The sequence below is a fragment of the Polymorphospora sp. NPDC050346 genome (assembly GCF_040655695.1).
Lineage (GTDB): Bacteria > Actinomycetota > Actinomycetes > Mycobacteriales > Micromonosporaceae > Polymorphospora > Polymorphospora lycopeni.
Window position 1 is genome coordinate 56,667 of the sequence record NZ_JBFAKM010000030.1, and the last position, 19,075, is coordinate 75,741.

The window sequence follows — 19,075 nt, forward strand, 5'->3', positions numbered from 1 at the left end:
CGGAAACTCTGGCCGGGCACTGACGTCCGGCGAAAGTAGGGCCGGGAGTGGCTACTGAAGCCCTCGTCTGGCCTCTCTACCTGTTTTGAGGGCTCTGGCCGTCGGCCCGCGTGGCCTCCTCGGCCTGTCAAACCTCTCGGAGTAGTCTGCCGGTGCCAGGACAGCTTCAAGCCAGCGTCGACCGTGACCGGAAGAGCTATGTGGATAGGGAGGACTAGTGGCGTCATCGCGGCGTGCTAGGGGTGCAACCGGCGGGGTTAGCCAGCTCCGAGGGCGAGTCGCAAACAACGCCGCGGCAGCCAGCGGCGTTGGGAGTGACCTGATTGCGCAAGCTGCCGGATCAGCCAAGATGGCCGAGCTGCTCGCCGAACAGAGAGAGCAAGAGTCTCCGGTGGTAGAGGAAGTCGCGCAGTCAAAGGAGGCAGAGGCTGCCCTGCCGGGTCCGCGGACCGCCGCTGACCCCACCGCTCCGCTAGCCGATCCCGAGTCCATTCTCGTTGATATCGACACGGTTGCAGGTCATCCAGCGAATCCTCGCGAGCAGCTCGGCGACCTCAGCGAGTTGGGGGCTGCCATCCAGGAAGTTGGGCTGTTGGAGCCCATCGTCGTGGCCTCTGCCACAGCCTTCCTCGCTGCACACCCCGAATACACGGAGCAGATCGCCGCCGCGGAATGGGTTGTGCTGGCAGGCCACCGAAGAACTGCTGCGATCCGTGAGCACACCAATCTGAAGAAGGTCCGGGCCACCCGGGCAGACCGGCTCGCTAACACCGACGTTGACGATCTGATCACTCTCGCAATCGAGAATCTGCATCGCCTCGACTTCAGTCCGATCGAAGAGGGAACCCTGTTCCAAGCGATGCTCGATCGTGGCCTGCAGCAGTATGAGATTGTTGAGCGGGTCAAGAAGTCAAAGGGGCATGTCAGTAGGCGGCTCAAGATACTGAACCTCGTACCAGAGCTCAAGGCCGTGCTCTCGTCGGGCCGGCTGCGCCTAGAGGATGCACTGCTCTATGCGGATAAGGACCCCGAGACTCAACGAGCCGCTTGGGCGTACGTCGATCTCAACACGGCTGGAGGGATGGGACCGGCCGAGGCCATGGCCCTGCATAGCCAACATGCGGAACGTCGACAGCGGACGGAGGAGGCACAGGCTAAGGCTGCGGAAGCCGGAGTCGATATCGTTGATCCGGAGGGTATGTGGGGCAGGCAGGCCGCCTCTCATCGCTTGGTTGACGACGAGGCGATCGAGGAAGCACGCCGAGGCGGTACGCTCGCTGCTGCTCTGGACAAGACCGGTGAGCTGTACTGGGTAACAACCTCCTCGGTCGAGCAGCCTGCCAACGCCCTCGATGACAGGGCAGAGGCAGAGCGGGCAGCCAAGGCCCGCGCAGAGGCGTGTCAGTCGATCGTCGCCCGCAGAGTCACGGTGGCGGAAGCGCTCCGCCGCCTTACGGATGCTGCGTTGGCGCCGATCGCGCTCGGTCCCGCTCATCGGCTTGCGTACGGTTGGCTTCGCTCTGCCGGTGTGGGCCCAGACATCGCCAATCCGGCCAAGTACATCGCGGAGGTCTACACCTCCACTGACACCGCCCTTCGGCAGCTTGTCGCCACTGCGACTGCGCTTGCTGTCGAAGAAGTCCTTACACGGGAGGCGAAGGAGTGGGGGCCGCGGCAGGTGGCCCACGTCCGGCGCCTGACCGTCGAAGCGACACCTGGGTACAGCCCCACTGCGTGGGAGATGGGGAAAATGGAACCCGGCACCATCGAGACAGACGAGGAGTAAGGCGCTGTCATGCCCGCAGTCGTCATAACGTTCAGTAACTGCACTGGTGGCTCGGCCAAAACGTCTACCGCCGCCGCTGTTTCTATCGAGTTCGCGAAGACGACAGGCAAGAGGATTCTCGTCGTCGACATCGACCCACAGCGAGACCTGTCGAAGTACTTTGGTTTCGACCAGCCCGAAGCGCTCGAGGGGCAGTCGAATGTTGTCGACGTCATCAAGGGGAACGCCCCGGCCAAGGCCGCTATCGTCAAGCCGGTCATAGACAACGAGTATCGCGGGGTCGACCTGCTCCTGGGGGCCGATCACGAGGGCGCGGCGCTGGAGCAGTGGATCGCTTCAAGTTCGCTGCCCGCGATGTACATGATCAAGGCACTACGGCCGATCATCAACGACTACGACGTGATCCTCATCGACGGCCCCGGTTCAATGGGGATCGTCGGGCAAGGCGCGGCAATGGCTGCAACCTACGTCGTTGCGGTGGCCGTTCCTTTGATGAAGGAGGTCCGCGGCGTCACAGAGTTGGAGAAGCACCTGATCCGACTGAACGATGACGTCCGGTCGGAAATCAACCTGCCCCCTCTGGAAGTCGACGGCATCGTGTTCGCGCGCTCCCCAGTTCGGGTTCCACGCCAAAGTCCCAACGCTGTGCGTACCGGCGGTACGCACTATCACGACATTATCGAGGCAACGACCGAAGCTTATCCGGATAAGCTCCTCCTGCCGTTCATTCGGACCTCGATCACCGTCCCTGACGCCTACTCGGCTGAGATGCCAATCAATGTCTTCGAGCCGGACGACAAGGCATCTCAGGACTACAGAGATCTGGCTGCAACGATGATCGAGCGTGGCTTTACGGCTCCGAAGACTCGATCCCTTGCCGCCTGACCTGGGTATCGGGGGCGCCCGAGACCCAGGGATGATCGAGTGCTTCGGCGCTACCGGCACGGACACCGTCTAGCCGTCGGCAGTGAAGGCGGGTACATGCTCTAGCGGCAGGCCACACCTGGGCCGGCGCGGTTCTTGCGTCGCCGATCCAGGTGTGGCCGAGCGCTTGGCTGACATGCGCCGCCTGCCGAAGACCCAACGCCACCAGTGTCGTTCGGTGTAGGGGTCCAAACAACGGAGCAGTGCTTCCGTCGCCTTACCGAGCGACTAGGGTTCATTGCGTCTGCGGCCGTACAGCCACTCGGTGTCCTCGAGGAAGCCAGCATGCTGAGCTTCCTCCCACTGCCTCATGCTGGAGTACCGGTCTCCGCAGTACCGCTCGTGGAGATGGGCGATGAACAGTTCGCGTTCGTCGTCGTTCGCCAGCCGCAAGCCTCGATCTCCAACGCCAGCCCGCAGGACGTACCCCCCGCTGGCGTCGGTCGTCATGACAGTCTCACCGGAATGCGGCGCCCTGCTGCTAGCAGCGAGGTAGGCAGAGAAGACGTAGCGGTAGTCAAACTCCGCGTGTTGCTCGCCGATCCAGTCGAGCCACCGTTCCACCTGTACCCAGGTCCAAGGATCCACTCGTCCTCCCCGCGTCGCTACGGCCCGGCGTGTCCTAAGCGGCCTCGCGTAGGAGCCGGATGTCGACTCCCGCCTTGCCGAGAGTCCGTTCGACGTCAGCGAGCGTCAACCAGTCGATGATGTTGTCGTCGTGGCAGATTCTGTACCAGCGGTGGTGGGCATTGCGAACTACTTCGACCCGCCACCGGCCGTCGTCAGAGCACATCGCGCCGTCGATGTGAACCGTGGACTGGGCGAAAGGGCCGTGCTGCGGCGGCCCGGTGCGCGCCTCGATCGGCTGGCGGTCTGGCCGCAGCCCGCGCCACGAAGGGTGACGAAGCCGCCCGCGGGTGGTCCAGGATCGGAACGTGACCTCGCCGACGAGGGTCGGGGCGACCCAGACGGCGCCGCGGGCGTCTTCGGTCGGGACGGCCGTCGCTGGCGTCGAACGTGCCAGTGGTGCAAGTCGCCGTGCCAGGTCGTGCAGCATGGCAGCGGTGAACCCTGTGCCTACCTGTCCAACGTAGCGAAGTTGGGGACCGTTGTGGCTTCCGAGCAGTAGGGAACCGATCGTGCCTGTCCGTCGACCACGTCCAGCGGTGTAGCCGACGATCACCACTTCCTGCGTACGAGCGACGGGACTCTTGATCCACTGCGAGGAGCGTCGACCTGGCTCGTATCGTGACGTGAGCCGCTTGGCGACGATGCCCTCCATTCCTGCGGCGTTCGCCGTCGCTAGGAGCAGGGCGGGGTCGACGTCGACGTAGGTGTCAGTGGTCCAGACCGCTTCGCCAGTCAGGGCGAGATCGTCGAGCAGCTCGCGGCGCTGCCCGTACGGCAACCTGGTCGTCGACGCCGAGTCGAGGAACAGCACGTCGAACACGACGTAGACCACCGGAACGGCGCTGATCAGCGCCGACTTCGGGGCACTGACGTTCATGCGTCGCTGTAGCCGCGAGAATGACGGCGCCCCTGACGGGGTGAGGGCCACGATCTCCCCATCGAGTACCGCACGACGGTTGCCGAGCAGCCGGCCCACCTCGGTAACCTCTGGATACGAACCGGTGCAGTCATGTTGACCGCGGCTGACCAGCCGCACCTGGCCGCCACCGGTGTAGGCAACCGCGCGGGCCCCGTCCCACTTGAACTCGACCGCCCATCCGATGTCGCCTGGTGGCGGACCGAGGGTCGGAAGCATGGGCAGGACGGCGGCGAAGGCGGCCGGGCCCCCGGTCGTCGCTGGTCGACCGGCCCCTGGGCCTGGCCCACATCGAACCGAGACCGGCCTTCCCACCTGCCGACGGTCAGTCGCTGACGAGGGCTCCACTCTTCAGTAATACGTCAGCATTTTGCCTGGTCAAGACATGTAGGCGGAGATCACGTAACTACAACAATGTGATCCGACCCGCCGCGCGAATAGCGGCTTCGGTGCCCCACCGCCGGCCCGGAAGTTTCTACGATGGGCAGGTGATCAACCCTGGTGAGCGTCCCGTCCCCGATGCGACCGTTGAGGAATCGAAGTCCACCATCATTGAGTTCGCCGAGGCCGTGGCCCGGCGAGGCGGCCACCTCGCCGGCGTACCCGTCCGCGATCCAGACGACGACGGCGGCGGCCGGTACGGCTATAGGCTGGCCGGCGCCAACGGTCAGACTGTCCGGATCCGCATTCCCGGCATACCGACGGCCCGCCTAGTCGGGCTGGCTGCAGAGGTGCCGTGTGTTTACGTTGAAGGTTGGGCGTGGTGGTGGCGGGATGCCGTCACTCAGGCTGCGGCCGCAACCATTGATCGCCGCATGGTGGGAGGCGGTTTCTCTCCGCAACCCGAGCAGCCTTCTGAACGCCTGCCGCTACGGTAAGGGCTTCAGCGAAGTGCAGCGCTGGTTGGCGACCGGAGAGCGATAGGCCGGATGCGTTCGCAGTGCCCCGAAGCTGTGGCGCCTGGGCGAGGTCCGGCCCCGGCCTAAGTAGCAGGCACGGAGCCGGAGTCCTTCGGTGGAGCGGTGGGTGGTGTCCTCGGCCGGAGGACACCGAGCGCCTGTCAAAGGCGCGACCACAGTAACAGTCACACCTTGCGAATTGTGGGTTTGTCTGTCAGCGTCGACGCTGGCGGCCTGACGTTGTCCTGCCAGCTCTGGGGTCGTGCGTAGACCACCTTCTGATGGCGGTCTCGCACGGGCGAACCTTGCCCTAAGGGGGGTCTCCGAGTGCGATCAAAGTGTCGCCGAAGCGCTTCACGAGTGTGGAGACCACGAGTCGACCTTTCGCGGCCGTTGCTAGTGACGGAGCGCCGATGACGCCGCTGTCGGTATATTCTCGCATTCCCAATGTCAACAGGTGTGGTCGATCTGAGATATGGTCTGATTCGCGCGAATGAGTACCGACGTTTTGAGGGAAGTAGTGTAGGAGGATCGACGTTTCAAGTTCGCCTGCATGCATGTCGTCATGAATGCTGCTTTCTATCCCTGCGACCGATCGTGCGGCTTCCCAGTCTTCGCGCGTTGGGAAAAGGGCCATTCTTGGAGAATGGGTATTGGCCTCCTGTGTGACATTTGAGAGTATATAGTTCCCGCCGTGTCCCGATATGATGGCGAGTTTGTCGATCCCGGATTCGTGTAGCGATTCAGAGATGTCGACTATGATCTGAGCGAGAGTTACAGCGCGGATGCTTACAGTGCCTGTCCATCCGACGTGCTCGTGTGAGCATGAGATTGTGATCGGCGGTAATGGCATGAGGGCGTATCTTTCTGCGATCTCTGCCGCAAGAATGGAGGCCACCATGGTATCTGTCGCCAATGGTAGGTGGTCCCCATGCTGTTCGTAACTGCCGACAGGGAGCAGTGCCACTCGGGCGCCCCGAGTCTCCTGCTCGGCAGATGTCGTCATCGGGAGTAGGTCCATGATCACATTCTCCGTGATCGCGCGGCGAAGCGGTAGGCAGCCTGGAACCTGTCGCTCTCGGGGCACGCAGGAAGCTCCCGTAGGGTGACGCTGAGCTGCCCTAATGTGCGCATTGCTCGTACCGACTCCACTGCTACAGCCGCCTCCAGAGTCGCAAGACCTTGGAGGCCCGCGTCCCGCGAGTTGCCGGTGGCGGCATAGGCGCAGGCAAGCCACGCCCTTCCCACGGCCTCGTCTTGGCGGTAATTCGTAGGCCAGGCTTCTAGGGTGTGCAGGAGAATGTCGATCGCGCGATCCGGCTCGCCCAGACGAAGTCGACAGAATCCTTCGTGCAGTTGAACGTAAGACCGAGTGCAGTGTTTTCCGATTGTGTCGGCGCTTTCGTCGTCGCCAAGTGCGTCGGCCTTGGCTACTAACTGATATGCGCGCTCGATTGCGCTGCGGCTCTGTAGGCTGTCGCGTACCAGCGAGTGGGCCTGGGCAAGCCGAATATGGCTCAGTGCGAGATCCCTGTCGCTGTTGTGGGGCATCAATCGTGCCTGGTTGGCCAGGTCGAGCGCCTCGCTCGAACTCATCCTATCGACGGCCTGCTGTGCCTTTCGCATCACTATGTACGCGGTCACGGAAGGCTTTCCGGCCTCGCTGGAAAGCGAATAGGACCGGTCGAGCCAGTACGTTGAGTCAGTACGGGCCCCGAGAGTTTCCGCCGTCCAGCTAGCAAACTCGGCCCACTTTGCCTCGACTGCGATGAGCTGCATTCGGGGCAATCTGGTTGCCTCGCTTCGGTACCGTCGAATCACTTCGAGTTCTCTGCATACCGCTTGATGGATCATCTGTGGGCCGAGGACGTTATGGGATGCGGCCAACAGTTGCAGAAGGTTATTCCAGTGAAGAGGAAGCATTGGATCGATGTCCGAGGACCGTACTGGGGGCTTTGGAAGTGCTTCAAGGGCGTATTGTGGGAAGTCGCTTGACTTCCGCGAACCTGAGGCAGTGTGTTCAGTCAAAGCACCGACGGCCGCAGCGCTAGATGGGGAGGCCGGCCAAGGCTGGAGAAGCATCTCTAGTGAATATCCGTACTTGCCCTCCATCGCCTGACGGGTGGCTGGCCGAACATTTACCGGCCGCGCGGCCCGGGTGAGGCGTCCGAGATGCCGGGCACTGATGTCGAGGTCTTCGGCTGCCTTCTCGAGAGTTTGATGGCTGCTTCGAATTAGGTGTCCAAGTAGGTTGTGGGGGCCTGAACCCGCATGTCTTGAAGCTGACCCTTCTGCTTCCTGAGGGCGAGATACGTTGCTCAATCCGAGCAGCGTGCGACCTGACCCGGGCATGTCCAGACCGTCGGCGATTCGGTGAATGACGTCGAGCGAACTTGGACGCAACCGTCCATTCAAGATCCTGCTGACAGCCGCCTGAGTCAGGCCACAGGCGGACCCAATCGCGTTCTGGCTAGCGTTGGTGTCCTCGATGATGAGCCGGAAGAGGCTTCCGAAGTCGGTCCTTTCTAGTGCGCTGGCAACCGAAGGACGGGACCAGAAGTTGGAGGATACCGGCGGCATGGCAGCACGACGAACGGTCACAGCAGCTCTCCCTGGCTGGGGACATGCGCGATGACCGCATTTATACCAGATATGTATATCAGTCAGCGCCCTGCTCGTGGACTGCGGAAAGCTGCGGTCAGGCCCGCAGGACAGGTGTTGGTAATCCTTGATCCACATACTCATATCGATCATGGTTCAGCTCGTCAACGCTAAATATGCAGGTCTGGCGGTAGCGGTGTACCTCAGTTCCGAAGGCTGCACTCTGTCCGGCAGATGGCCGGGCGAATGTCCTGGAAATGTCCCGTGAGCCCCGAGCAGGGTGATCGCAGGCGTCGAGACGCCGACAGCGGCCCCGGCCGGGCGTGGCGTCAGCCTCCGTCCGGCCGGGAGCATTTTCGCGGCGGATGAGGGAGATCGACGATGGCACACGCTTGTTCGAGGCCACCGGACCTTGTAGCGAGGGGTGGTTCCTGTGGCTGCCTCTGAGGGGTGGGACCACCGTCCCCCAGATGTGGACAAGGAGCATCCGAGCGCTGCACGTGTATACGACGTGCTGCTTGGTGGGTCGGCGAACTTCGAGGTTGATCGTGAGATGGCTGGCCGGATGCTGGCGGCCGAGCCGCAGGCTGAGCGATTTGCGCGGGCGAACCGGAGCTTCCTGCGTCGGGCGGTGCAGGGGTTGCTGGATGAGGGTATCGACCAGTACGTCGATCTTGGCTCGGGGCTGCCGACGGTGGGCAACGTGCACGAGATAGTGCACGCCGCGAACCCCGCCGGCCGAGTGGTGTATGTCGATGTGGACCCGGTTGCCGTCGGGTACAGCCGGTCCCTCCTGGCCGACGTGGATGACGTGGCGGTGGTCCAGGCGGACATCCGTGACGTGGAGGCGGTCCTCGTGGCTCCCGAGACCCGGCGGCTGATCGACTTTTCTCGGCCGGTCGGGGTCCTCGCGGTGGCGGTGCTGCACTTCATTGACGTCGACCCGGCCGGGATCCTCAACCGGTTCCGTGCCGTGGCGGCGGCGGGTAGCCACCTGGTGGTGTCGCACCTGACCACCCCGCTGCAGATGACGCGGGAGACGGTCGGGGTGGTGCAGCGGTATCGGGAGTCGACGGGGTCGCCGTTGACGTTCCGCACCCGCGATCAGGTGGCTGATCTGTTCGCGGGCTGGGAGTTGCTGCCTCCGGGGGTGGTGCCGGTCGACCAGTGGTCGCCGGAGCCGGAAGACCTTGAGGACTCTGCGGATTTGGGCCCGGTGCCGATCTGGGCGGGGATGGGGCGGCTGACGTCGCCTACGCGTGCGTGACACCTACATCTACGGGCCGCGCACGCGGCCCCGTGTGGATTCGAACCGATGGCTGGGGAGGCCGGAATGACTGTGCAATACGCCCTAAACAACGCCCGTGCGACGGGTAGTCCGATGTTGGGCTGTCTGTCGGAGATCCTGGACGAGGAGACGACGGGACTGCTGGGCGGGTTGCCGTTGGTGCCGACGGGCCGGTACTGGGTGCCGGCGGCCGGAAACGGTTCGGTGGCACGGTGGCTGGCACGGACGTTGGGTCCGACCGCGGAGGTGGTCGCCTCGGACATCGACCCCCGCCACATCCTGCAGGTTGACGGGCTACGGGTCGTGCAGCGTGACGACGTCGCGGACGGGCCGCTGCCCGGCGGCTGGGACGCCATTCCGATCCGGTTGTTCGCCGCGCACACGTCCGCCCGCCGCGATCTGATCCATCAGTACGCCGGTGCGTTGCGGCCGGGTGGGGTGCTGGTGGATCAGGAGTGGGGGCTGTGGAGTGGTTTCGTCCAGCACAGCCCCTACGCGGACGCGCACGACGTCTACCAGCACTACCAGGAGGCGTTGCGCGCAGTGTTCGACGCCCAAGGCAACGACGCGAACTGGTCGGTTGAGGCGGCCGAGGTGTTCGAGGCGGCCGGGCTGGTGGATGTGCGGACGACCGTCGCCACTCGCTCCTGGCCGGGTGGCAGCCCGGGGTGTCGGCTCCCGGTGGTCGTGGCGGCCGAGCTGCGCGAGCAACTGATCGACCACGGGGCGGATCCGGCGCTGTTGGACCGACTGCCGGAGATCATGCACGACTCGGAGACGGTCGTGATCGGTAACGCGACCTGGACCACGGTCGGGTTCGCGCCGGCGTAGCCGGCAGCACGCTTCCTTCCTCTCTTTCAAGGCCGACGGACGGCCCGGGTTGGGTCGTCCGGTGGTTCCTTGCACCCTTCACCTGCTCGTTTTGACCGATAAGGACGGATTCTCTGATGTGGAGACGGATAGCGGCGACGACCGCCGCTGTGGTGACGGTGGCCGGGGTGGCGGGCTGCGCCGACAGCCGCCCCGACGCCCAGCCGGGCGGCGTGGTGGAGGTGACGGTCCTGACCGGGTTCGGCAGCCAGCCGCAGGACGCCGCGCTGCTGATGGCCGACGCCAACGGCCACTTCGCCAAGGCGGGGCTGAAGGTCACCGTCCGGCCGGGGAAGGGCACCGGGGACAACATCGCCGTGATGCTCGGCGGTCAGGCCGACTTCGCGGTCGTCGACCTGACCGGCGCGATCATCCAGATCCCGAAGATTGAGCAGGGCGGGATTCGGGCTGTCGCGGCGATCTACCAGAGAAGCATCTCGACCATCACGACCCTGCCCGGTAGGGGGATCGACCGGCCCACCGATCTGGAGGGCAAGACCGTCGGCTTCCAGCCCGGCGGGGTCAACCACACCCTGTTCCCGGCGTACGCGGCGAAGGCCGGGATCGACCCTGCCAAGGTGCGCTGGCAGCAGATGCCGCCAGCGCAGATCCGGGGCAACCTCGCCTCCGGGAAGGTCGACGCGGTCACCGAGACCGTGATCGGCACCCCAGGCGTGCGGGCGCTCGCCCAGGCAGAGCCGATTGTGCTGCCGTACGGCGATGTCCTGTCCGACCTGTACGGCAACGTACTGATCACCTCCACCGACACGATCACCGCCGACCCGGACCTGGTCGCCCGGTTCCGTGACGCGGTGCTGCGCGGCCTGCACGACGCGATCAGCGATCCCGCCGCCGCCGCGGCGGTGTTCGTGGAGAAGAACTCGGGCTTCGAAGCCGGCCCGGCGGCCGAGGAGATCAGCCAGATGCAGGCATACGTCCGCGCCGGCGGGGTCGAGATCGGCACCCTCGACCCACACCGGGTGATGCAGAGCATCGCGCTACTCCAAGGCGTCGGCGCGGTCCCTGGCCAACTGCAACTGCGCCCCGAGGACATCGTCCACATCCCGTGCCCACCCGGCGTGGCCGCGGGTCGGACCTGCACCGTCTGACACGCCCCGTCCCCTGGTGGTGGGCCGGGCATGGACCCGAGACTGCCCGGCCCACCACCCCGGCCAGCAAGCGCGAAGGACTCGTGATGACCGTCCAGCCCACCCCGACCCGCCGCCCCACGACTGGTGATTTCGCCGCCGGCCTTGCGGACTACGCGCACCCGCGCCGCCCACAACACGGTCCAGCCCAAGGTGCCAGCCGACCGGCACGCACCGGAGCGAGCGCCGTGTCGCGCTAACCCCTGACAGCCCCTTGGGTCATCCACCACCAACGCCTGTTCCAGTGGATGCCCCAAGGGGGTGGCAGGACGCGGCCTGCCCTGCAACCGCCCCACCGCTTGCCGGTGGGCGCCCCCAAGCCCACCGGCAAGCACCATCAACCGCCGCACACAGACCAGACAGCCCCGCCACGCACCATCGGACACCAGCTTCCGTCACCCCTGCGCAGGGGTGACGGGAGGTCAGGGCCTGACACCGCTGGTCCCGCCGCGCCGAGGCTCCACGCGGCTTGGCTCGGCAGGGCAAGACACGGCAGGCCAGGGCCATTCAGGGAAGACCCCGGACTGCGGGCCAGATGTGCCCGCAGCCCGGGATCACCCCGCCGCATCGTCCGACCCATCCGCGGCAACGTTTCCGCTCTGCGGCTTGTGTTCCATCCGCCCTCCCCACCCACCGGAGCAGAACCCTCATGGATCAACCTCGCTGGCTGACCAACCCCGGCGACCCCGACCCCGGCGAACGGCGCAAGGCGCCGCCGCGCCGCTGGCCGGCGCTACCGCCCGAGCCGATTAAGGACGGGTTCGCGGTGCGCCGGGACTGGCCCGATGGCACCCACACCTACTTCGGGCTGAGCCGCACCTTCGAGCAGGCGCAGCACCGGCTCGCGCGCGATCATGACTATTGGCGGCTCGGCCCGCTGCAACCTGTCGCCTGGTCGGTCGTGGAGATCCCCCGCCAGCAGTTGGACGCGCACCACGGCCGGCCCGACTGTCGCGCGCTGGACTGTCCCGTCGGCGTCCCGGCCGAGGTACCGCCGGGTGGGCAGAAGCCCGCCTCGACACAACAGGAGCCTCCTGTGCCGGCGGCTGGCCGTCGCTGGTCGCTGCCTGCGCTGCTGCGGAGGCTGATCAATCGACGTCTCGAACGGTTCGTGGAGCACCTTCGTGCTGCGTGGCGGCCCCGGGCCCAAGTCGTATCGGTCGGTGGTCTGGCGGATCCGACGTCGCCGATGTCGGTGTCCACAGCCGCGCCGGCCATGGTGGGGCAGGTGACGGTTTGACTCAGTCCGCGTTGGCGCGCAAGACGATCGGCACGCTCGGACTGACCGGGGCTGGTATCTCGGCGTCGTCTCCGGTCACGGTCGTGGCGGGCGGGATCGTCGCCACCTACGCCAGCACCGGCGTCGCAGGCCTTCCCCTCGCAGTGGTGCTCCTCGGGGGCGCACTACTGCTGCTGACGGTCGGCTACCTCGCGCTGGCCGCCCGCACCGGTCAGGCCGCGACGTTCTACGGCGTCCTGGCCGACGGGCTGGGCCGGGCGGCGGGCGTGTCCGGTGCGTTCGTGGCCGTCGTCGCCTACTACGCCATCCAGATCAGCCTGTACGGCTTGTTCGGGGCGGTCGTCGCGGCCAGCGTCGGCGGCCTGTGGTGGGTGTGGGCCGCCGTGGCGTGGGCGGCGGTCGCGGTCGCCGGGATCCGGCAGATCACCGCCGGCACCCGGATCATCGCCACCGTCCTGGTCTGCCAACTCCTCATCCTGATCCTGCTGGTGGCCACGGCGGTGACCAACCCGGCCGGCGGGCAACTCGCGATGACCGGCTTCGACCCCTCGGCGCTGCTGGTCGACGGCTGGGGCGGCGTCCTGGCCCTCTCGATCGCCGCGTTCGTCGGCCTGGAGTCGCCGACCACGTACGCCGAGGAGGCCCGCACATCCCGCGCTATCGCGACCGCCGTGCGGTCAGGGATCGTGGCCGCCGCGATCGGGTACGCGCTGTGCGCGTGGGCGGTCGGCGTCGCCGTCGGCCCGGCCCAGCTCGGCGACCCGACCGCGATGAGCGGGCAGCCGTGGCAGATCCTCGCCGCCCGGTACGGGCCCATCCTGCCAGCGGTCGCCGGCCTGGTCCTGGCCGCCGGGATCGTCACCGCGATGATCGCCCTGCACGGAGTGGCCGCACGCTACGTCTTCGCGCTCGGCCGCGACCGGGTCCTGCCCGCGATCCTCGGCTCCACCACCACTGCCGGCGCACCCCTGGGCGGATCACTGGCCCAAACCTTCGTGGCCGCCGCGGTCATCGCCGGCACCGCCTGGATCAGCGCCGATCCGATGCTGCTGTTCGCCTGGCTGTCCAGCCTCGCCGCCGTCGCCATCGTGGCACTGCTGACCACCACCAGCCTCGCGGCGATCGTTCTCGGCCTGCGTGAACGACGCACCTCGCACGGCGTGTGGACGTACGGCATCGGTCCCGCCCTCGGGACGGTGGCGGGGGCCTGCCTGCTGGCCGTGATGGTCGGCAACCTGCACCTGCTACTCGGCATCGCCCCGCAATCGGCGCTGCGTCACGTCATCCCCGCCTGCGTCATCGCCGCCGCCGCGGCCGGGCTGGTCTGGGCCGCCATCCTGCGCGACCGCAAGCCGGCCGTCTACGAGGCGATCGGTGCCGGCCGACCCGACCCACTCACGGTCCCTGACCGGCGCCTGGCATCCCTGGAGCTGTAGACCCATGACACAGACGCGAGCCATGAGCGAGACACCGACCACCGAACTCCAGGCCCTGCGCGATCATCAGGCCCCTGTCACCGAACCGACGCCATCACAGTCCGGTCACAATGCGGCGCGGGCCGCCGAGAGCGCAGCCGCCGAACTACGTAACACGGTGGTGGACCGGTGGCGGAAGATGGCCGCCCTGCACGCCATGCACGCCCTCGACCGACGCCACCGCGACCCGATTAGCCCCAACGCACTCGCCTTTGCCTACCGCGAGCCGACCGGCCGCATCCGGATCGCATCCCGGCTGCTGTTGGCCGGCCCCGAGGCCGACGACCTCGCTCCGCTGCTGCACCGGCTGACCACGATCGTGACCCGCCACGGCGCCGGCTACGACCCACGCGTGGCCATGTCCAACCGCGCCGAACGCATGGACGCGAAGTCGGCCTGGCTCGGCCTGGCCGTGTCCACTCTGGACACCCCGGCGCGTGCGTGGGCCGCCACCGATGAGGTTCGCACCTCCCTGGAGGTCCCGGTGCGCGGCCTCGTCCGCCTGGCCGACGGCACCCGGATCCTGGTCGACCTCGCCGACAGCCGCCTCACTATCGCCGCCACGCACAACCTGGCCGTCGCCGGCCAGATCTACCGGCCCTGGCACTGGCGGCCGAACCTCACCCACGACCCCGACACCCGCCCCGTCTGGGAGGCCGTCGACCGGCTGCACGACACCATCCGCCGGAACCACCCATGACCACGATCCTACCCGCCCCTGATACCGCCGGCCGTGTCCCAATCGGCTACCCCGGCGCCACCGACACCGACTTCACCGACCTCGCACCGCTCATGGGCAGGAAGCTGCTCAACAACGTCGGAGACCCCTACATCGACGGCGCCAGCCCCGGCCACACCAAGGCCGCCGAGCGGCAGGTTGTCGAGATCATCGCCGACCTGTTCCGAGCCGGGGATGACCGGTGGGGCTACGTCACCACCGGCGCCACCGAAGGCAACCTCTGGGCCCTGCGGGAAGCCCGGCGGCGGTATCCGGACGGGCTCGTTATCCACACCACCGCCGCCCACTACTCGGTACCAAAAGCCGTCGACCTGCTCGCGATGCCGTCGGTTGTCGTGGCCGCCGACGACCGCGGCGAGATGGACTACACCGACCTACGTCGCAAGGTCACCCGACACCGCGACCGGCCCGTCATCATCGCCGCGACCGCCGGCACGACCATGACCGAAGCCGTCGACGACCTGCACCAGATCACCGCCGTGCTCGACGACATCGGCGTGACGGGACGGTACCTGCACGTCGACGCCGCACTCGCCGGGATACCCCTCGCCCTGCTCGAACCAGACCAGCGACCCGGCTTCGACCTCGCCGACGGCGCCGACAGCATCGTCGTCTCCGGCCACAAATTCCTCGGCACCCCGATGCCGTGTGGCGTCCTGGTCACCACGGCCGTAGCCCCGACCCAGGCACCCGTTTCCTACATCGGCAGCCCAGACACCACCATCACCGGCAGCCGCAACGGACACGCACCACTGATCCTGCGCTCCGCCCTGCAACGACACGGCCTGACCGGCCTACGAACCCGCGCCGACCAGGCACGGCAGCTCGCCGCCCACACCCTCACCCGCCTCACCGAGATCCGCTGGCCAGCCTGGCGCCACCGGCACGCCTTCACGGTCGTCCTCGACCGCCCACCACCACCAGCCGTCGCCGCCCGCTGGTCGATCCCGACCGAAAACGGTCGCAGCCACATCGTGTGCATGCCCGGCCTCACGCGTGCTGACCTCGACCGATTCGTCAACGACCTTCGCAACGCCACCCGCCGCCAGCGACGAGCCATACCCCGCCAGAGAACAACCGGGTACCGCACAGGAAAACCCTGACCGTGGTGCCCGCCAAGGGACGACCGGTTCCTCCGGCCCGCCGTCCCTTCCCCGCCCCCACCACCGCCAACCGGGGGCGGGGCCACCGTGCGCCGCAGCCAGGGGAGGGCAGCGGCGCACAGGCCGGCGGCGACCCGACGGGGCCGCCGCCGGCCACCCAACCTCTCGCACAGCACCGCCACCAGCACCACCCGCACCGACAACCGCACACCGAAGGACCACACCCATGGCCCGCCAACCCGACAACCCACCCCACCACCGGCGCGCGATCCAGATCACGGCCCTGACCACGGCCGCTGCACTCATCCTGACCACCACCACCGCCTGCGCCAACCAGAACGCCACCCCAGCCACCGACCCGACCAATGCCACACCAGCCACCACCACACACCCGGCACGGGCACCGGCGCCGACCACAGCGCGTGAACACCTACTCGCCCTCGCCGACAACGTCACCGCCGTACCCGCCGACGCCCATCCCGGCCCCTACACCCACACCCACATCCAGCTCTGGGCACGATCGACCCGGTCGGTCATACCGTTCGACATCCGCACCTGGCGGCATCCGGACGGCTCCGCGACCGTGCACGAGCGCCGCCTGCCCGACCGGCCAGGACTGACCGTCGTGCCGGACGGCTCGGACCGCGACGACCTGGCCGCCGCTCCGGTCAGGGTCGACACCCGCCCGGCCAGCCAGATCCCCGCCGCCGTAGCCGAGCCGATCGCCACCGATCCCGCCGGCCTGCTCCACCAACTACACACGATCTCGCCACGAGGCGGCCCCACCCGGCTCCTCACCGCCATCGGCGACCTCGCCCGCGACCACTACCTCAACCACCCACAGCGCGCCGCCGTACTACACGTACTGGCCGACATCCCCGGCATCGAGTACTGGCCCGCCGCGACCGACATCGCCGGCCGCACCGGCATCCGCGTCCAGGTCAGCGACAGCCACGGCACCACCGCACTGATCATCAACCCCGGCACCGGCGAACTCCTCGCACTGACCGAAACCGTCACCACCAACCCACCCGGCCTGTGGCAGTACCTGCTCATCGTGACCCGCGACCGCGTCGACCGAATCCCCGACTAGCCACACCACATCCCTGGGCCGCCCACCTACGACCAGCAGAGGCCAGCATGCCGACAGACCACACTCGATCCGCCGAGCCCCGGTCCGGCCAACCACTGATCGTCACCGATCGGCCGCTCCTGCTCGGCGACGGTCGCCTTGTCGCCCCACGACACATCGGCGGCGAATACAGCCTGTGCGAACTGCTGCACGGACCACGGACCAGCGAGCCGGCGACGACCCGTGACGGCCTCGACCACCGAACCCGGCGCCCCGCCGGCAGCCTCATCCCCGTCCCCAACACGGCCCTAGCCACCGCGACACCCGCCGGCCAGCGGAGCGGACATGAGACTGGCCTGTCCAGGATCAAGGTGATGCCCGAGTACGAGTCCTTTCCCCTGTGGCGTCAAAGTCCTGGTGGCGCTGTCAACCTCGACCCACTGAGTCTGCCCATCTCCCCTGAGCTGGCCCAAGGGCTCATCCGCTGGGCGACGGAGTACGACCGTACGTGGCGGCGCGACGACCCGGCAGCGTCTGGATTCCCCGACCCGGCAGCCGAGGAACGTTTCCACCTGGAAGGCGAAAGGCTGGCGAGCAGGCTCGCCACCGAACTGCACGGCACCTGCGCTGTCGAGTACACCGATGGCCTCGACCACCAAAGCCGCCGCGACCACACCGCCACGGGCTCAAGCAGCCCGTACCTGCTCGCCATGGCCGCCGCCGGCATCCCCGCCCCGCCGGCCACCGGCGCAGCATCAGATCCGCTCGTCCATCACCCACGCCCGGCATAGGCCACGCCAGTGCCGGACTCCCAGGCTCCCGACCCCGGTCGCTCCGCCCAATTCGCTGGCGATCGGTCCATGAGCGGCGTGACCGGTGTGACGGCTCGCCGACTCCATGGGAGGTCGGCGGCCGTCACCGTGGCCGGCGGCGGGTTTGAGAGGACCACATGCCGCCGGCCACACCCAACCCACCCATCTCTCACAGGAGCAGCGTCGTACCACACCTACATCCACCGAAAAGCCTGCGCGCGCGGTGGCTGGCCGAGCAGATGCGCAGCCTCCGCAAACAACGGCGCGTCACTCTCAAGACCGCCAGCCGACACCTCGGAGCCGACCACTCTGGCCTGGCCAGGCGAGAACGAGCGGAATGGCCGTTCCCCGCCGACACGGTGGCCTCACTGCTCGACATCTACCAGGTCACCGACGGCCGCCGTCGCGCCGCGCTGTTGCACCTCGCCAAGGACACACACCGACGTGACGCGTGGGATCGCGACGACATCCCCCCGAGCCTGGACCAGCAGGAGATCGCCGTGCCTTTCCCCGAGCGCCACCGGCCCACCGTCCGTAGCCAGTGGCTGGCCGAACAACTCCGACAACTACGTGTCGACCGCCGCCTGTCCCTGCAACAGGTCGGTAAGCAGCTCGGCGTCGACTGGAGCAGCCTGTGCCGGTTCGAACTCGGCGAACTCAAACTCAAGTACGACACCGTCACCGCACTGCTCGACCTCTACCACGTCTTCGACGACCGGCAACGAGACCTGCTGTGCTCCCTCGCCCTCGACGCCAGACACGGCGACCACTGGGACGTCGACTTCGGCGACGAACTCGCCTACCGCCCCTACGTCAACCTCGCCTGGCTCGAAACCCGCGCCACCTGCATCCGCTACTACGCCACTACCCGCATCCCCGACCTGCTCCAAACCCCCGAATACACCGCCCGCCTCATCCAAACCCAGATGGGCATCCGCCACCCCACCCCCGAACACCAGGCAGCCGTCACCGCCCACGCCGCCCGCCGCCACACGTTCCACGAGGGAAAGACCCGGCTGGCCGCCGTGATCACCGAAACCGCCCTACGAACCCAGGTCGGCGACAGCCACCTGATGGACCAGCAACTCGCCCACCTGCACGCACTCGCCAACCAGCCCCGCTACACCATCCGCCTCCTGCCTGACGGGGCCGAGACCGTCGCACGCTACGACACCCCGTTCACCGTCCTCGACATGCCCGACCCCTACCCACCCGTCGCCGTCACCCACAGCCTCGCCGGACGCCTCTACCTCGAACACCCCCGCAGCCTGCGCTTCACCGTCGCCCACGACCACCTCCACACCACCGCCCACGACCTCGTCCCTGACCCGGCCAGCCCACCCACCCAACTGAACGAGACCGCCAGCCGTGGCGCCACCGCAGCACTCCCGCGTACCAGCACCGCCCGCACACAGCGCAACCCGACAAGCCCTCAGGGCAACGACCCACGTCACACCTCGACTACCGGCACCGGCCCAGGGGGGAACTGATGAGCCAGTCCTTCAGGACTGTTGGCGGCATGGCGTTGTGGACTACGTCGAACTCGATGGCAGCCCTGTTCGCCGGGACAGC

Annotated in this window: 17 protein-coding genes and 1 pseudogene; 13 read left to right on the top strand and 5 right to left on the bottom strand. The window is 67.2% G+C overall.

Going from position 1 to position 19,075, the window contains the following annotated elements:
- Nucleotides 1–349 precede the first annotated feature (349 nt).
- Both AB0I42_RS26535 and AB0I42_RS26540 read left to right on the top strand, forming a co-directional pair.
- Entirely contained in the window at nucleotides 350–1,786 is a 1,437-nt protein-coding gene (locus AB0I42_RS26535) for a ParB N-terminal domain-containing protein (RefSeq protein ID WP_357541184.1), read from the top strand.
- Nucleotides 1,787–1,795: 9 nt separating this feature from the next.
- The gene (locus AB0I42_RS26540) at nucleotides 1,796–2,671 is read left to right on the top strand and encodes a ParA family protein (protein ID WP_357541186.1); all 876 of its coding nucleotides are present in this window, start codon (nucleotides 1,796–1,798) and stop codon (nucleotides 2,669–2,671) included.
- 267 nt (nucleotides 2,672–2,938) lie between these two features.
- On the opposite strand, the gene AB0I42_RS26545 is transcribed toward AB0I42_RS26540, so the two are convergent.
- Both AB0I42_RS26545 and ligD read right to left on the bottom strand, forming a co-directional pair.
- Nucleotides 2,939–3,298 (bottom strand): hypothetical protein, encoded by a 360-nt coding sequence (locus AB0I42_RS26545; RefSeq protein WP_357541188.1) that lies wholly within the window; start codon nucleotides 3,296–3,298, stop codon nucleotides 2,939–2,941.
- Between the two features lie 34 nt (nucleotides 3,299–3,332).
- Nucleotides 3,333–4,475, bottom strand: a complete 1,143-nt coding sequence (gene ligD, locus AB0I42_RS26550; protein WP_357541190.1) for a non-homologous end-joining DNA ligase — start codon at nucleotides 4,473–4,475, stop codon at nucleotides 3,333–3,335.
- A gap of 269 nt (nucleotides 4,476–4,744) precedes the next feature.
- Here ligD and AB0I42_RS26555 point away from each other — a divergent pair, with 269 nt between their 5' ends.
- On the top strand, nucleotides 4,745–5,134 hold the full coding sequence (locus tag AB0I42_RS26555; RefSeq protein ID WP_357541191.1) for a hypothetical protein: 390 nt from the start codon (nucleotides 4,745–4,747) through the stop codon (nucleotides 5,132–5,134).
- Between the two features lie 331 nt (nucleotides 5,135–5,465).
- On the opposite strand, the gene AB0I42_RS26560 is transcribed toward AB0I42_RS26555, so the two are convergent.
- The 3 genes and pseudogenes from AB0I42_RS26560 to AB0I42_RS26570 all read right to left on the bottom strand — a co-directional run.
- The gene (locus AB0I42_RS26560; RefSeq protein WP_357541193.1) at nucleotides 5,466–6,176 is read right to left on the bottom strand and encodes a creatininase family protein; all 711 of its coding nucleotides are present in this window, start codon (nucleotides 6,174–6,176) and stop codon (nucleotides 5,466–5,468) included.
- A gap of 2 nt (nucleotides 6,177–6,178) precedes the next feature.
- Nucleotides 6,179–6,934, bottom strand: coding sequence for a hypothetical protein (locus AB0I42_RS26565; protein WP_357541255.1), 756 nt, complete (start codon nucleotides 6,932–6,934; stop codon nucleotides 6,179–6,181).
- A 567-nt stretch (nucleotides 6,935–7,501) separates the two neighbouring features.
- Nucleotides 7,502–7,909 (bottom strand): annotated as a pseudogene (locus tag AB0I42_RS26570) (helix-turn-helix transcriptional regulator); the annotation flags it as partial.
- A 319-nt stretch (nucleotides 7,910–8,228) separates the two neighbouring features.
- On the opposite strand from AB0I42_RS26570, the gene AB0I42_RS26575 reads away from it, so the two are divergent.
- The 10 genes from AB0I42_RS26575 to AB0I42_RS26620 all read left to right on the top strand — a co-directional run bounded on the left by AB0I42_RS26575 (nucleotide 8,229) and on the right by AB0I42_RS26620 (nucleotide 18,993).
- A complete protein-coding gene (locus AB0I42_RS26575; RefSeq protein WP_357541195.1) occupies nucleotides 8,229–9,023 on the top strand; it encodes an SAM-dependent methyltransferase in 795 nt (264 codons plus the stop codon).
- Nucleotides 9,024–9,137: 114 nt separating this feature from the next.
- Nucleotides 9,138–9,875 (top strand): hypothetical protein, encoded by a 738-nt coding sequence (locus AB0I42_RS26580; RefSeq protein WP_357541197.1) that lies wholly within the window; start codon nucleotides 9,138–9,140, stop codon nucleotides 9,873–9,875.
- 116 nt (nucleotides 9,876–9,991) lie between these two features.
- Nucleotides 9,992–11,023 carry an ABC transporter substrate-binding protein gene (locus tag AB0I42_RS26585; protein WP_357541199.1) on the top strand — a complete coding sequence of 344 codons (1,032 nt, stop codon included), beginning with the start codon at nucleotides 9,992–9,994 and terminating at the stop codon, nucleotides 11,021–11,023.
- Between the two features lie 688 nt (nucleotides 11,024–11,711).
- The gene (locus AB0I42_RS26590) at nucleotides 11,712–12,302 is read left to right on the top strand and encodes a hypothetical protein (RefSeq protein ID WP_357541201.1); all 591 of its coding nucleotides are present in this window, start codon (nucleotides 11,712–11,714) and stop codon (nucleotides 12,300–12,302) included.
- Nucleotides 12,299–13,738: an APC family permease gene (locus AB0I42_RS26595; RefSeq protein WP_357541203.1), complete on the top strand. Its 1,440-nt coding sequence runs from the start codon at nucleotides 12,299–12,301 to the stop codon at nucleotides 13,736–13,738. The genes AB0I42_RS26590 and AB0I42_RS26595 overlap by 4 nt, the downstream gene beginning before the upstream one ends.
- Before the next feature lie 22 nt (nucleotides 13,739–13,760).
- Complete coding sequence (locus AB0I42_RS26600) at nucleotides 13,761–14,477, top strand: hypothetical protein (protein ID WP_357541205.1); 717 nt, start codon at nucleotides 13,761–13,763, stop codon at nucleotides 14,475–14,477.
- Nucleotides 14,474–15,619 carry a histidine decarboxylase gene (locus AB0I42_RS26605; RefSeq protein ID WP_357541207.1) on the top strand — a complete coding sequence of 382 codons (1,146 nt, stop codon included), beginning with the start codon at nucleotides 14,474–14,476 and terminating at the stop codon, nucleotides 15,617–15,619. Before AB0I42_RS26600 ends, AB0I42_RS26605 begins: the two co-directional genes overlap by 4 nt.
- Nucleotides 15,620–15,845: 226 nt before the next feature.
- A complete protein-coding gene (locus tag AB0I42_RS26610; protein WP_357541209.1) occupies nucleotides 15,846–16,712 on the top strand; it encodes a CU044_5270 family protein in 867 nt (288 codons plus the stop codon).
- Between the two features lie 353 nt (nucleotides 16,713–17,065).
- Nucleotides 17,066–17,482, top strand: a complete 417-nt coding sequence (locus AB0I42_RS26615; RefSeq protein WP_357541211.1) for a hypothetical protein — start codon at nucleotides 17,066–17,068, stop codon at nucleotides 17,480–17,482.
- Nucleotides 17,483–17,640: 158 nt separating this feature from the next.
- Nucleotides 17,641–18,993: a helix-turn-helix transcriptional regulator gene (locus tag AB0I42_RS26620; RefSeq protein ID WP_357541212.1), complete on the top strand. Its 1,353-nt coding sequence runs from the start codon at nucleotides 17,641–17,643 to the stop codon at nucleotides 18,991–18,993.
- Nucleotides 18,994–19,075 lie beyond the last annotated feature (82 nt).

Coding starts and splice junctions, on each gene's coding strand:
- AB0I42_RS26610 (WP_357541209.1), top strand. CDS start 15,846: ATGGCCCGCCAACCCGACAACCCACCCCACCACCGGCGCGCGATCCAG.
- ligD (WP_357541190.1), bottom strand. CDS start 4,475: ATGCTTCCGACCCTCGGTCCGCCACCAGGCGACATCGGATGGGCGGTC.
- AB0I42_RS26585 (WP_357541199.1), top strand. CDS start 9,992: ATGTGGAGACGGATAGCGGCGACGACCGCCGCTGTGGTGACGGTGGCC.
- AB0I42_RS26565 (WP_357541255.1), bottom strand. CDS start 6,934: ATGCAGCTCATCGCAGTCGAGGCAAAGTGGGCCGAGTTTGCTAGCTGG.
- AB0I42_RS26580 (WP_357541197.1), top strand. CDS start 9,138: ATGTTGGGCTGTCTGTCGGAGATCCTGGACGAGGAGACGACGGGACTG.
- AB0I42_RS26605 (WP_357541207.1), top strand. CDS start 14,474: ATGACCACGATCCTACCCGCCCCTGATACCGCCGGCCGTGTCCCAATC.
- AB0I42_RS26540 (WP_357541186.1), top strand. CDS start 1,796: ATGCCCGCAGTCGTCATAACGTTCAGTAACTGCACTGGTGGCTCGGCC.
- AB0I42_RS26620 (WP_357541212.1), top strand. CDS start 17,641: ATGCCGCCGGCCACACCCAACCCACCCATCTCTCACAGGAGCAGCGTC.
- AB0I42_RS26590 (WP_357541201.1), top strand. CDS start 11,712: ATGGATCAACCTCGCTGGCTGACCAACCCCGGCGACCCCGACCCCGGC.
- AB0I42_RS26535 (WP_357541184.1), top strand. CDS start 350: ATGGCCGAGCTGCTCGCCGAACAGAGAGAGCAAGAGTCTCCGGTGGTA.
- AB0I42_RS26600 (WP_357541205.1), top strand. CDS start 13,761: ATGAGCGAGACACCGACCACCGAACTCCAGGCCCTGCGCGATCATCAG.
- AB0I42_RS26560 (WP_357541193.1), bottom strand. CDS start 6,176: ATGGACCTACTCCCGATGACGACATCTGCCGAGCAGGAGACTCGGGGC.
- AB0I42_RS26615 (WP_357541211.1), top strand. CDS start 17,066: ATGCCCGAGTACGAGTCCTTTCCCCTGTGGCGTCAAAGTCCTGGTGGC.